Source organism: Desulforhopalus sp., assembly GCA_030247675.1.
Taxonomy (GTDB): domain Bacteria; phylum Desulfobacterota; class Desulfobulbia; order Desulfobulbales; family Desulfocapsaceae; genus Desulforhopalus_A.
In genome coordinates, this window is the sequence record JAOTRX010000003.1 from 360,612 (window position 1) to 372,957 (window position 12,346).

The window sequence follows — 12,346 nt, forward strand, 5'->3', positions numbered from 1 at the left end:
TGAATTGCGTATCCTTCAAGAGTCCCAAAGGACCAATGGAGGGGAACGGATAATCTCCGACAACCGGCTCGACGTCGTAGTTGAAATCAATGATGTAGGCTTTCCCGAAGCCTGATTCGATGAATCAGAGCGCGTGCCCATCCGATCTCGCGTGCTGCGCCTCCCCGTTGATGAAGGCCATGATGTTCTCTTCGAGGATGTCTGCCTGGAAGTGGGCAACCGCACCGGCCTTGGAGGTCGGAACGTTGGTGCCATCGCCGAGAACCCAGACATTGTCCCTATCCTTGGGCTGCAGGGTATGCTTGTCGACTGGAATGTACCCCATTGGGTCGGAGATACCGGAATCGATCATAACCTGAGAGCCGAAGTTCGGTGGTATAGAGACCAACATGTCATAGTTGACCTCAGTGCCGTCATAAGAGGAGATCACCTTCCTCTCACCGTCAACACCGCCGAGTGCAAAGTTTGGAGTGATATGGATATTTTTCTGCTGGCAGGCAGCAGCGAGAACCTCTGTGGCAACCGGCTTGGTGAACGCACCGGTCAGAGGGGTAACAAATTCAATCTCGACCTTGTCACGGATGCCGCGCTCATGGAAATGCCAATCGGCAAGAAAGGCGAATTCCAAAGGTGCCACTGGGCACTTGATCGGCATCTCGGCAATGTTGATGACCAGTTTACCACCCTGGAACTGCGCCAAGGCCTTTTTCAGGTCGATGCAGTGGTCGTAGCGGTAATAGCCGTAAACATCTTTGCCCCATGTCTCGGCAAGACCCTCAACCTCTTCCGGACGAACGTCACAACCGGTGGACATGATCAGGATGTCGTACTGGAATTTACCCCTGGTGGCGGTGGTAACTTCCTGTTTGTCCCAATCTACGTTGACCAATTCTGAGATGACAAAATCTATTCCCGGCTTGATGAATTCTCTCTTGGTTTTTCGGATTTCTTTTTCTGTATTTATTCCGAAGGGAACGAAGAGATATCCAGGCTGGTAATCATGGATATTGTCTTTATCGATGATCGTGATGTTCCACTCATTACGATCAAGATGTTTTCTCATCTTATTGGCCATCATCGTGCCGCCACATCCGGCACCGAGGATGACAAGCTTTTTCATAGCGAATTCTCCCTCCTATCAATTAGATTCTTACAACTTTGGTCTCTGAGATTATCTTGTAAAACCGATAACCTTCTGAAACTATACACTTCCATCGCCGCCAAGAACCCGTTCTCTTGAGGGCCATTATTCGAAACAAGACGAATCTCGTTAGTCCGACTCAAAAAAAAGCTGGTCATGTCACTATTGACCAACCGCGGACCCAGCGTCGTTCTGGGCCGCTCCGGCAAGGAGCATGTCCTTATCGGTTGTCCCTGTGGGCCTGTAACAAGGCACCAACTGCTTCCAAAAGAGTGAAAACCATACCCAAAGTCTCTTGGATCTTCGGATCGTAGAGCTTCTTTACAAGTCCAACAGGGCCGAGCTTGTTGGGCTTGCTCAGGTCGATGGCCGCAATGACATTGCACATGGCCTCTGCCTGCTGCTCGGAGAACGTGCATCCCTTTAAGGTGGCACCCATTGCTCCACCAGCAACCTTTAGCGTTCCTTCCAATTGGCTGAACAGGTCGATAATGCCAGGCAGGCTGAGTTTGGCAACCGGCTCAATTTCATCGACGAGTTCCATGCCTGCCTTGAGCATGGTGATTGCTGTGTTGAAATGATGGAGGTTGCTGAGGGTGTTGCGAACCAGCGTGGTGATGTCATCAACACTGTACTGGCCTTCCATCTCGGCAAAGAGTTCAATGGTTTTTGGCAGGACCAGTTTGGCAATCGGTTCGATCTCATCCTTCAGTTCCATGCCAGATTTGAGCATGGTAACGGCAGTATTGAGGTGATGGACGTTGCTCAGGGTGTTGCGGAGCAGGGCGGCAATTTCCTCAAGGTCATACTGTCCTTCCATGTCCGAGAAAAGCTCGGTCACCTTCGGGTAGACCTGTTTGGCCACCGGTTCCAGCTCATTTTTCAGCTCCATGGCACCTTTGGCCGTGGAGAGGAGGGCGTTTAGCGTCTCAACATTGAGCACCAAATTCCTCATGAAGTGGACGAGATCCTCCCGTCTGTTTTCTTGATCGAGGTCGGATAAACAATCGGCGACCAAAGGGCCCGTTTGCAGGGAGAGCGGCAGGATTTCTTTTTTTAGCTCTGCCACGACATCAGCTTTCAATGTCTGAATCTCATTGGAAAGGGCATCCAGTTTTTTTAAAATCAGGGCTTCATCCATCGCTTAGTTCTCTTTTTGATTAAATTGCTGCGCAATCTCATTTTCATGAATAAATAACTCTGCCATCCTCGAAAAACCGTCAGCTGTTCCTTGTTGACCCGGACATGCTGATACCGCAAAAGCCTAATAAAACCAAAAATTAATGCCGTCTGCCACCATGTAGCGTGTCACCGTGTAGTAGAAAATATCTAAATCTATATACTACCTAGTAATAGCAGTGTCCAGCTGAAAGTCAAGCTTGCTTGTGGCAAAAGTTGAAAAAGCGCACAAAATAGGTGTCCTTGCGACTGTCATTGCACAAGCGGCTGCACATATTGCACAACAGGCATGAGGCGGTGGTTCGGTCAGGCTGCTGGTGTGGAAGGAAATGTATCGAATGGATAGGAGGGCTGATAATTTGCGGTGAAGAGAGGGTAAGGAAACAGCCTTCCGGTATTGCGTTTTTGGTGTTGTAGCTGTTATTCCGGCTATTTCAAGAGCGATTTGAAGATTTCACAATTCTTGCAAATGTGCATCTTGGTTCTGCGGCAGGAGTCTTTTGTGCACTCACAAAGCGTGCCGCACAGGTACCAGCACATGTGGCCGCTATCAAATTCAAAGGCAGGGCAATGTTCCTTTTCGACGCAGAGTTTTCTTTCCCAGCAAGGAATGAGGGTTTCCTTTCTCGCCTTCTGGTGGATAAGAAGAAAATAGATGTATTTCTCAGTGTGTTCGGGAATGTTTCGCCAGCCCTGTTCGTAGCTGTGCACGGTCCGTAGTGATATGCCAAGGAGGTCTGCCAGCTGCTTTTGCGTCTTGCCGAGCTTGCCGCGGGCAAGATAGAATTCGTCGTTGGTCATGATATAATCCCACTCTCTTTTGATGATCTAAGATCTATGAAAAAGATCTAAAGTCCTTCCCTAAGGGGTAATCACGATGAGGCCTATGGTACACTATTTGAGAAGAAATATGCTGGAGAATTTCTCGCTTTCTTTGAAATCTTTCAGGGTGTGAGGGCTGCGGCGCTTCACCGGTGATGCTTACGAGACAGGGCCGCGGTGGTTTTCCACTACGGCCCTGTCGTTTTGCATCAATGTAGCTTTGGCTGATAGTAACCAGCCATGCGATAGTATTGGCCAGAGGTGGCTTCTTTTGAATTGCCGGCCATACCACAAGGGCATACGTTTCGTTTAAGCAGGCAAGCTGCTTTACTCAGCTTTATTCCATGCCCCATTTGATAAATCCGGGCTTGACCTCGACCATGGCATTGACGATGAGCTCAACCAGTCCGGAGTACCACAGATTTTCGCTTTCCAGCAGTCCGTAGTGTTCGATCATGTCCCTGATCTGTCCTTTGCAGTTTGAACACGGGGCGCAGACATATTTCTTGGTTTCCGTGCCCCGGCAATCCGAAAAGGCATTGAGGATCTGTTCGAGCTTCTTCCGTCCGGAGATATTGTTACGCCAATCACCGATGTTGTTGCGGTGCATAATGGCGAAACCGCTGCCGCCGCCGCAGCAGTAGTTGTCGACGCCATGCGGGGTCATCTCCCTGAAGAGTGGCGCTATCTTTCTGACAACTTCTCTCTGTGGCTCGACTATACCCATGAGACGAACATAGTTGCACGGATCATGGAGGGTTACCGGGAAGTTGTTGCGTGCAGGGTCGAGTTTGAGCCTCCCGGACATAACGATATCCCTGAGAAGAGGGAAACAGCTTTCCCGTGGGATGCGCAGGTCTGCTGGCAGGACACGGTCGGCAATAACGGTAAGCGCCTTGTGGGCGTGGCCGCATTCGCCGAGGACGATCTTTTTGACCTTGAGTTTCTTCGCGACCTGGGCATGGATCAGAGCAGTCCGGGCGAACTGCACGTCATCGTACCACACCCCGTAGTTGATGCTGTCGTAACCGGCCAGTTCGCTGGACATGGTCCAGGAAAGGCCGGCGGCCTCGAAGATCAGGCTGAAGGCGGCGACGTTATCGGGCCATGCCATGATCTCTCCGGCGTTGTGGATAAGCAGGATATCCGCGCCTTCCACGTCCCATGGGGTGTTGAAGGTGTAGCCGGTCTCCTCGGAAAAGTCCTCGTCGAGGAAGGTGACGTTGTCCTTGGCGATATCACCGGTCATCGAGGTGGAGGACCCGGTTTTCAGTTGGAGCATGGAGCCTTTTTCGTGCACCTCGGTGGGTGCTATGCCCATCTCCTGGCTAAATATTTTACGAATTTCCCGGGCTATCAAGGCGTTGTCAACACCGACCGGACATGTCTGGGCACATCTGCGGCACAGGTTGCAGCGATAGGACAATTCGCCGAGCCGGGCGACGGTCCGCCAGTTGAGGTCAATGTCACCGTAGCGCCAAGCGGCGAGGGGTTCTTCCTTAACGTATTTACGGTAGATTCTCCGGAAGATCTCAGACCGGTAGTTCGGGCGGTACATCTCGTTGCCGCCGGTTGCCTCGAAGAGGTGACAGGCCTCGGAGCAGGTATTGCATTTAGCGCAGTAGTTCATGCTCATTTCGAGCAGGTTGAGAAAGGTCCAGTTATCCTCCGGGGTGAAGAGCTTGCGCATTCCGGTCAAGAACTTATTGACGAGTTCTTCCTCTTCCTGGCGGTTTTTCGGCACAGGTACCGGGAGAACCTGGATGTCATCGGTGATGCAGACGAATTTGTCGGTGACAGCCTGGGGGATCGGTCCTGGCTGCTTGGCTACGTGATCGAGCGGCAGCGGTTTCAGGTCCTCGACCTTGATGGTCATGAGGCGGTCGGTGTCTTTGCTGATATCGGTAATTTGTAATGAGGTTTGCGGCGACATAAGTGAATTCTCCAGATGAATATAAATTATTTTTTCCCAGGCTCAGCAGCAGGATTGAATAAGGCCACTTCGACCCATGTCTTTTTGTTTTGCTTTAATCCGACATGGTCGGCCGACCAGGTAACCGGATAATTCAGAACTATGTCGAGCGACCGGTCAACCGGTCCGGGATTATCGCTTGCGGCAGTGTCACCCCATCTAATGTCGTGGTAGAGGAAGTACTTCATGAACAGATGTGCCATTTGCGTGTTCGGGATAACAGCTGTCAGAAAAGACACCGAAACGATGGATGCAACCATCAATCCGCTTTCCACTGGGGTAAATTTAAAACTGATAAGGCCGGCGATAAATGTGTTCAGTAAGGAGAAATCTTTGTCGACCGTCAGCCAGGTGAGCAGACAGATTGAGGAGATACCGATAAAGATGATGAGGGTAAGATACTGTTCTGCGGTCGAATACTTTTTTAACCCTGAATCAGACAGGCGGAACATCAATAAGGCGATGGCGCCAAAAAGGGTGAGCGCCAGACCCACTGGCCCGATAATATTGTTAATTGCCTGGAGGGGTGCAGCAGAGATGCCAAGAAGCTGACAAATGGCAATAACAAAGGCGATGGCGGTAAATACCATGACGAAATACAGTCCGTAGTGGAACGGAAAGGTCCGGTACCAGATTGCCCGGTTGTGTTCATAACAGGCCTTCATGCAGATAATTTCTTCCGCCATGTATTTGGCCATTCCCACAAAGGTATGTTTTCTCTCTTTTTTCCACCAGTCAACCTGCTCCAAATAACTGCCGCCGTGCTCGAATGTTTCAGCCGGTTCAGTAGGGACGGGGTAAAGTTCCCAGCGCATTTGCAGGGGTTTATTCATAAAGGACAGGCATTTCCTTGCCACTGAGGCAACAAAGACAAGTAAGGCGACATAGCAAAACAAATACGCAAAAGTTGACATGGGCACTCCTCTAGTTGAGTATTTTTAAGAGAGAGAACAAGACAAACCTCTCGTGATCGAATGTCTTTTCTCAGGTTAACGAAAATCCGTTTTCAACACTCTTCCCTAGAGGGGGGGTCTGTGGGAAGGCAAACGACTCACAGAAACTTTCGGTCAATGCCTTTCGGGAAGAGGGTGTGAAAGTATCTCTTGCTGCCTTTGTTTGGCCTCATGGCAACATTATTTCAGCGATTTGCCGACAATATCGACAATCTTGCCGGCATACCAGGTCCTGAAGTCGGGTTCCTGGGCCTTAGTGTTTCTCCATTTCGAAAGGGGTGATTCGGGGTCTGAGCAGAGACTGCCGTGACCTTCATCCCACAGCGACTTGCATTCTTTGCATTCGCCATCGGAAAGGGCGCAAAGAGGACAATCGTTTTTCCAGGTTGGCTGAGGCTTGGCGACATAGTTGACGTAGTATTTGTTATCATGTGCCGGATGCTTGTAGAGCCAGACCCACATTTTCTGAAATTCCTGTAATGCGTCGCGTCGTTCCATTGTTTTACCCTCCAAAGAAATGATTGAGTTTGCTTCTACTAGATCCTGAAGAAGGGTGAGTAGAAGGTGATGCGCTTATTGCCTGATCAGGTTTCAACAAGGTACATCGATGCAGTACTGTATGAATTAATATACCACATCCTAGCACTTCCACAACGGGAAAATGAGAGAAAAAGTAAAATAAATATGCGTAATGACTAGATAATTATCACAATGTAGTATAATAGAAATGCTACATAGTAGCAGTATCACACTGCGGTATATATTGGACAGAAGTGGTACTTGCGGGGTGCTTAAAAACGGGGAATTTGAAATTTGGAACCATTTCGTGGAGGTACTCGGCTTATGGAAAAAAGAATGCCGATGGCAACGACGGTGAAAGAGCGAAAGGTGTGGCAATAGAAGAAATGGTGTGGATGGATGGTGGCGGTGAGATGTGGCCGGTGAAAAAGAGGCTGGGTGGAAAAACCGGTAAAAAGATTGGACAAGGCCAAGCTGATCTGTTGAGCCATCGCCAGCCCCCACAAAATGCGCCGTGTAGCGGACAGGGTAGTGAGAGCTGTGCAAGATGGCGAGCTTGCCGTGCTTATGAGATAAGCGAGTTAAAGATGGGGCAGGTCTTGCAGATATCGATTTTTTCTTTATGGCAGGTATCCTTGGTGCAGTCGCAGAGCGTTCCGCACATATACCAGCACATATGGCCGCTTTCAAATTCCCAAGCAGGGCATTGTTCTTTGACAGGGCATTGTTTTTCTTCCCAGCATGGAGTCAGAGTACCTTTTCTGCCCCTTTGGTTGATAAACAGAAAATAGAGGAGTTTTTCGGCATGCCCGGGAATGGTGCGCCATCCTTGTTCGTAGCTATGGATGGTCTTGAGAGAAATGCCAAGAAGTTCTGCTAATTGTTTTTGTGTTTTTCCAAGTTTTTTTCTGAGGAGACTGAAGTCATTTTTGTTCATTGCCGGCCCTCTTAATTGCATTTTGCGAGATCAATGCGCTCACTCTCAACAGTGTTTTACACTACCACATCCTAGCACTTTATCAAGAAAAAAATCAATGAAAAGATTGCTTAAATTATTGATTTAGTTACATAAATACTACATTGTAGTACAGATAAAATGCTACATTGTGATAACGTGAGGGAGAAGAGAGCCACCTGAATGCGGTGAAGACCGGTAATTAACAAGGCAAGCAGCCCAGGGAAATACGAACAATGATTTTGGGGAATTAATCAGCTGGCGGAGTATCGCAGACAGGAGGATCGAACATAGTATTTTTTGCCATTTCCTGCCGGCAATTGTCGTGATTGAAAAGATAGTTTATTGGGGAAAATCAGCAGATACTGCAGTCCTGGCGATGGATTACAAGGCAATAGAACGATGTGGATGAAAGCCTGAGAAAAGCAACCGGAGAAACCCGTCAATTCAAAGATTCTCCGGTTGCTTTGGCGATAAAATGATTAACGAAAAGACTCTGCAACCTCGTGAATTATTGATTCAAGTTTGATCTTGCCCATGGCCAGATTGGCATCCTTGGCAAGCAGCAGGACGAGGTGAATATGCGCCTTGCCACTTTGAGTATCCGCAAAATTGTCGGCCTCATTGAGGCATCTGGCGATGACATGGGCCTTGGGTGCCTCAACATGAACAACCTGGCCCCGGCCGACATTCATAAGGTCTGTGGCCTTTTGTGCCTTGAGCAGGACATCGTTGGCGAGAGATCCGATCTCGGCCAGTTTTATGTTGGTAGAGGTTACCTGCGCCGCCAGTTCACCGTTCGGGGTGAAAACGCCGACTGCCATGAATCCTTCGATGTCGCGAAGTTTGTTAAGTGAATCGTCGATTTTGCTCATAATTTCTCCTTCATTGGTTGGTTGAGTTTCTGGTTCCTCTAGCTGTTCGGTGGTCAGTTCTATCGATGGAGGCGGATCGTCCGCGAGATCCGGCAGCGAGGGAATAGGGCGAGACCTCGCCTCGTCAATGCGAGACATACCCTCCATAAGCAGCGACATAAGCGGTTTGTTGATGACTTTGACGATCTTTTTCTGGGGGAGCTTTTTAAAGGTAATTCGGACGTTTTCACAAGCCAGAAGGGAAAAGAAGGCGTCTTCGCCCTTGAGAGAGCCTGCCAAGGCCGCCGTGATCTCGCCCTGATCAAGATATATATAGCCTTCCGACTGGTCATTGCGGATGTGGAGAAGACAGGTCTTTTGCTCCATGGACAGGAGTTGGAGAAAATTTGCCAGGGAAAACCCGGCAACGGAGCCTTCTTTACCTTCTTGTTGCAGCCCCTCAAGGATCGCTTCTGCCAGCTTTTCGAAGTCCACGGGCTTTTCAAGGAGCTTGGCTGTGCCGGAGATATTGATTTTTTCTTCTATTTCCGGGGTGGCAAAGGCGGTCATGACGATGGAGGGCATGAACGGATAGGTCACAGACACGTGGGCCAGTAATTCGAAACCGTCCATCTCCGGCATCCTGAGGTCGGTGACCAGGAGATCGATCTTTTCCGCTCCCAGTATTTCCACAGCGGCCTTGCCATTGATGGCGGTAAGAACACTGAAGCGGTCGGTATAGCTTGCGAGACCCGCCTCAATACTCTGTAAGAATCGAACTTCGTCATCGACAATAAGCACTTTGTTCATGCGCGATCCATGCAAAGAGGCTGAAAGAGATGGAAATGGAATTACCTGTCATATAGCATATGCCGTGCCAGGTCATCGTTATGGCTTTAAATTATAGAAATATTGTGTAATATCGGTGTGTAAATAAAATAGTAGCCATGGCTTGCCTGGGCAGGAAGGCCGGCGAGTGTCCCAATTTGCGACACTGATCTATTTTCGGTCGCTGGATTTGAGACGGTGTTGCTCTATTTTACGGAGCAGGGTCGAGCGAGCTATGCCCAGCGCCTCGGCAACCCGGGTATGGTTGTTGGCAAAGGCGGCCAGCGCTTTTTCGATGTGGGCCTTTTCCATTTCGGCAAGAGGCATGACGGTTTTGGTGGCAAGGGGTGGTGCACAGGTTGGGGCCAGTACTGGTTCCGCTGGTACTTCATGAGCCGCGAGAAGCCGGGCGGGATAAATCTCCTTGCCCGACCGGAGAATTACTGCCCGCTCCAGGATATTTTTCAGCTCTCTGACGTTACCGGGCCATGGGTAATCGATTAAGGCCCTGAGTTCACCTGCCGGGAGGTAAAGATTTTGATCGGGGGCAATTTCTTTCAGCAGATAGTGGCTCAGTTCCGCAATATCTTCTTGCCGTTGCCGAAGGGGTGGCAGGTGGATGCGCATAACCCCTAACCGGTAATACAGATCTTCGCGGAAGGTTTTCGCCCGTACCGCCTGCTCCAGATCGATATTGGTGGCGGCGATGATCCGCACATGTATCTTTCTCGTGGTTTGGCTGCCGAGGCGGCGCAAAACGCCGTTGTCGAGTATGCCCAGAAGCTTGGCCTGCAGGTGCAGGGGGATTTCACCGATCTCGTCGAGAAACAGGGTACCGCCGTCGGCCATCTCAAAAAGCCCTTTGCGCAGTGCCAGGGCACCGGTGAAAGAGCCGCGTTCATGGCCGAACAGTTCCGATTCAATAAGGTTCTCTGGCAGGGCGGCGCAGTTGGCATCGACAAAGGACGGCGCATGGTCATTATGAAAATAGTGGATTGCCTTGGCGACGACGTTTTTGCCGGTACCGGTTTCCCCAGTAATCAGTACCGGTGCTCCATTGGCGGCGGCGAGCTCAATCAGGCGGCAGGTGGCGCGCAGTCCGCCCTGGCTGCCGATAAGTTTGTTGTGCTGCGACTGCCGGTGGATGTGCAGCTGTTGGAGCTGTTCGGCCCTTTCTAGTTCGGCGGTGCGGAAGGCCCGTTCGACGGCGAGCTGCAGTTCCTCCAGCTCCATCGGTTTCGAGAGATAGTCGTGGGCGCCGTTGCGCAGTGCTCGGACGGCGTGATCAAAGCTTGGGTAAGCGGTATTAAAGATGATCTTCGCCTGTTCGCAGATACCAAGGATCGTTGCGCAGAGCTCCAGGCCGTCGCTGTCGGGGAGCTTCTGGTCAAGAAGAATGACGTCGGCCCGATGCTTGCCGCAAAAGGCAAGTCCTTCCGTGCCGGTCTGGACGGCGACGGTGGTGAAGGGCGCGTCTTTGAAAAAAGCGACAACCGAGTCACAAAACAGCCGGTCGTCATCGATGATGAGGAGGGTCTTGCCGCCTTTTTCAATCATCGCACTATCCCCGGCAGGGTAAGGGTGACGGTGGTGCCCATGCCCTGGTAACTTTCAATATCGATCTTGCCGTTCATGGCCAAAAGCATCTTTTTGACGATCACCAGGCCGAGGCCGGTGCCGGTGGCCTTCTTGGTGAAAAAGGGTTTGAAGAGATTTTGCTGGTCGGCCTCGGAGATTCCTTTGCCGTTATCGTCAACCTTGATTTCCACCCTGTTGCCTGCCTGACGGGCGCTGACGATGATCTGCGGTTTATTGCCGCCGTTGAGGGCGTCGGCGGCATTGGTGATCAGATTGAGCATAATATGGTGCAGGGCGCGACTGTCAGCTAAAATCAACAGGTCGTCATCGGGAAGTATGTGGTGAATTTTAATGAGATTATTTTCGAAATCATTCCTGATCAAGGCGATAAAATTGGTAATGAAGCTTGCGACCGGCAGTTTCTGCATAACCGGCTTCTCGAAGAGGCTGTAATTCTTCAGGGCCTTGAGAAGGTATTCAAGGCGAGTTACCTCCTGCAGGGAGCGATCAAGGAACAGGGCGATGGTCTCCCGGTCGTATTCCGCCAGATTCCTCTGGAGGACGCTCAGGGCCATTTTAATGGAGTTCAAGGGATTGCCGATCTCGTGGCGGATCCCGGAAAACACATAGCCAAGGTTCTTGGTGAGATTGGCTGCCTCAATGACTGCCTCCATTTGCTTTCTCTCGGTGATATCGGAAAGCATCAGTATGACGTTGGGCGGAGTATTGGTTATCGCATACTGTTCAAGGGTGAGCTGCAGACCATTCAGCTGTATGAGCAGACTCTCCGCCGGCTGCTGCGATGCGGCGGTAGCGATGGCGTCGAGGAGCGGTTGCGGAAAGGTTTCGGCGACATGCCGGCCAAGCAGATTCTCCCGGGGATGACCAAGAAAACTGCTGGCTTTGGGATTGATATAGGCTATCCGGTTGCCAAGCAATTCGATAATGCCCTGTGACATACTCTCCAGAATGACCCGCAAATGCTGGTTGTTTTTCAGGAGTTCGCGGGAGACATGGCGGCTGTGGAGATTTTCTCCGCCCTGAAAAGCCGGGATGGCGGGGCTATGATGCCTCGGCTTTTGTGAATCACTGAGGATTTGCAGAATATGCAGGCGCATTTCATCAAAGGGGCCCTTGGCAATCAGGGCATCGGCGCCAATTTCCTGACAATCAAGAGTTTGTTCCAGAGCAACCCCGGAAACGATAACCAGGTAGCAGTGGCACAGATTGTCCATATTGCGGATGATTCGGCATAAATCATCACCGCCGATCCTTGGCATGATGAGGTCAATGAAGATGACATCAGGGGTCATCTCCACCAGTGCGTCAAGGCAGCCAAAGACATCATTGGCACAAATCGTTTCGTGGCCGAGTTCGTCGAGGAACTCGGCCATAAGCCTCAGAAAGACCGGATGGCTGTCAACCACGAGTACTTTTTTCTTGGATATATCCACGGCTACACAGAGTAAATTTTGGCTACCGAAGCGCTTTGCCGGGTAGCAGGTACTGCCTTTCGGGCAGGGTGAAAGGGACGGTGACGATACA

11 protein-coding genes are annotated in these 12,346 nt (G+C 50.6%); all 11 read right to left on the minus strand.

Features of this window, described 5'->3' with window-relative positions:
- Positions 1–124: 124 nt before the first annotated feature.
- The 11 genes from OEL83_08855 to OEL83_08905 all read right to left on the minus strand — a co-directional run bounded on the left by OEL83_08855 (position 125) and on the right by OEL83_08905 (position 12,255).
- Positions 125–1,120 carry an NAD(P)/FAD-dependent oxidoreductase gene (locus OEL83_08855; protein MDK9707146.1) on the minus strand — a complete coding sequence of 332 codons (996 nt, stop codon included), beginning with the start codon at positions 1,118–1,120 and terminating at the stop codon, positions 125–127.
- 241 nt (positions 1,121–1,361) lie between these two features.
- Positions 1,362–2,282 (minus strand): DUF1641 domain-containing protein, encoded by a 921-nt coding sequence (locus OEL83_08860; protein MDK9707147.1) that lies wholly within the window; start codon positions 2,280–2,282, stop codon positions 1,362–1,364.
- A gap of 467 nt (positions 2,283–2,749) precedes the next feature.
- Complete coding sequence (locus OEL83_08865) at positions 2,750–3,121, minus strand: helix-turn-helix domain-containing protein (protein ID MDK9707148.1); 372 nt, start codon at positions 3,119–3,121, stop codon at positions 2,750–2,752.
- 358 nt (positions 3,122–3,479) lie between these two features.
- Positions 3,480–5,075, minus strand: a complete 1,596-nt coding sequence (locus tag OEL83_08870) for a (Fe-S)-binding protein (GenBank protein ID MDK9707149.1) — start codon at positions 5,073–5,075, stop codon at positions 3,480–3,482.
- A 26-nt stretch (positions 5,076–5,101) separates the two neighbouring features.
- Positions 5,102–6,028 carry a respiratory nitrate reductase subunit gamma gene (locus tag OEL83_08875; GenBank protein MDK9707150.1) on the minus strand — a complete coding sequence of 309 codons (927 nt, stop codon included), beginning with the start codon at positions 6,026–6,028 and terminating at the stop codon, positions 5,102–5,104.
- 219 nt (positions 6,029–6,247) lie between these two features.
- Positions 6,248–6,565 carry a hypothetical protein gene (locus OEL83_08880; protein ID MDK9707151.1) on the minus strand — a complete coding sequence of 106 codons (318 nt, stop codon included), beginning with the start codon at positions 6,563–6,565 and terminating at the stop codon, positions 6,248–6,250.
- A gap of 293 nt (positions 6,566–6,858) precedes the next feature.
- On the minus strand, positions 6,859–7,077 hold the full coding sequence (locus OEL83_08885; protein ID MDK9707152.1) for a hypothetical protein: 219 nt from the start codon (positions 7,075–7,077) through the stop codon (positions 6,859–6,861).
- Between the two features lie 74 nt (positions 7,078–7,151).
- Positions 7,152–7,523 carry a helix-turn-helix domain-containing protein gene (locus OEL83_08890; protein ID MDK9707153.1) on the minus strand — a complete coding sequence of 124 codons (372 nt, stop codon included), beginning with the start codon at positions 7,521–7,523 and terminating at the stop codon, positions 7,152–7,154.
- 500 nt (positions 7,524–8,023) lie between these two features.
- Complete coding sequence (locus OEL83_08895) at positions 8,024–9,205, minus strand: response regulator (GenBank protein MDK9707154.1); 1,182 nt, start codon at positions 9,203–9,205, stop codon at positions 8,024–8,026.
- A 189-nt stretch (positions 9,206–9,394) separates the two neighbouring features.
- Positions 9,395–10,780: a sigma-54 dependent transcriptional regulator gene (locus OEL83_08900; GenBank protein ID MDK9707155.1), complete on the minus strand. Its 1,386-nt coding sequence runs from the start codon at positions 10,778–10,780 to the stop codon at positions 9,395–9,397.
- Entirely contained in the window at positions 10,777–12,255 is a 1,479-nt protein-coding gene (locus OEL83_08905) for an ATP-binding protein (protein ID MDK9707156.1), read from the minus strand. The genes OEL83_08900 and OEL83_08905 overlap by 4 nt, the downstream gene beginning before the upstream one ends.
- Between the last annotated feature and the right edge of the window lie 91 nt (positions 12,256–12,346).

What these genes read in the sequence shown, in the direction of transcription:
- OEL83_08855 (MDK9707146.1), bottom strand. Translation starts at nt 1,120, where the DNA reads ATGAAAAAGCTTGTCATCCTCGGTGCCGGATGTGGCGGCACGATGATG.
- OEL83_08860 (MDK9707147.1), bottom strand. Translation starts at nt 2,282, where the DNA reads ATGGATGAAGCCCTGATTTTAAAAAAACTGGATGCCCTTTCCAATGAG.
- OEL83_08865 (MDK9707148.1), bottom strand. Translation starts at nt 3,121, where the DNA reads ATGACCAACGACGAATTCTATCTTGCCCGCGGCAAGCTCGGCAAGACG.
- OEL83_08870 (MDK9707149.1), bottom strand. Translation starts at nt 5,075, where the DNA reads ATGTCGCCGCAAACCTCATTACAAATTACCGATATCAGCAAAGACACC.
- OEL83_08875 (MDK9707150.1), bottom strand. Translation starts at nt 6,028, where the DNA reads ATGTCAACTTTTGCGTATTTGTTTTGCTATGTCGCCTTACTTGTCTTT.
- OEL83_08880 (MDK9707151.1), bottom strand. Translation starts at nt 6,565, where the DNA reads ATGGAACGACGCGACGCATTACAGGAATTTCAGAAAATGTGGGTCTGG.
- OEL83_08885 (MDK9707152.1), bottom strand. Translation starts at nt 7,077, where the DNA reads ATGGCTCAACAGATCAGCTTGGCCTTGTCCAATCTTTTTACCGGTTTT.
- OEL83_08890 (MDK9707153.1), bottom strand. Translation starts at nt 7,523, where the DNA reads ATGAACAAAAATGACTTCAGTCTCCTCAGAAAAAAACTTGGAAAAACA.
- OEL83_08895 (MDK9707154.1), bottom strand. Translation starts at nt 9,205, where the DNA reads ATGAACAAAGTGCTTATTGTCGATGACGAAGTTCGATTCTTACAGAGT.
- OEL83_08900 (MDK9707155.1), bottom strand. Translation starts at nt 10,780, where the DNA reads ATGATTGAAAAAGGCGGCAAGACCCTCCTCATCATCGATGACGACCGG.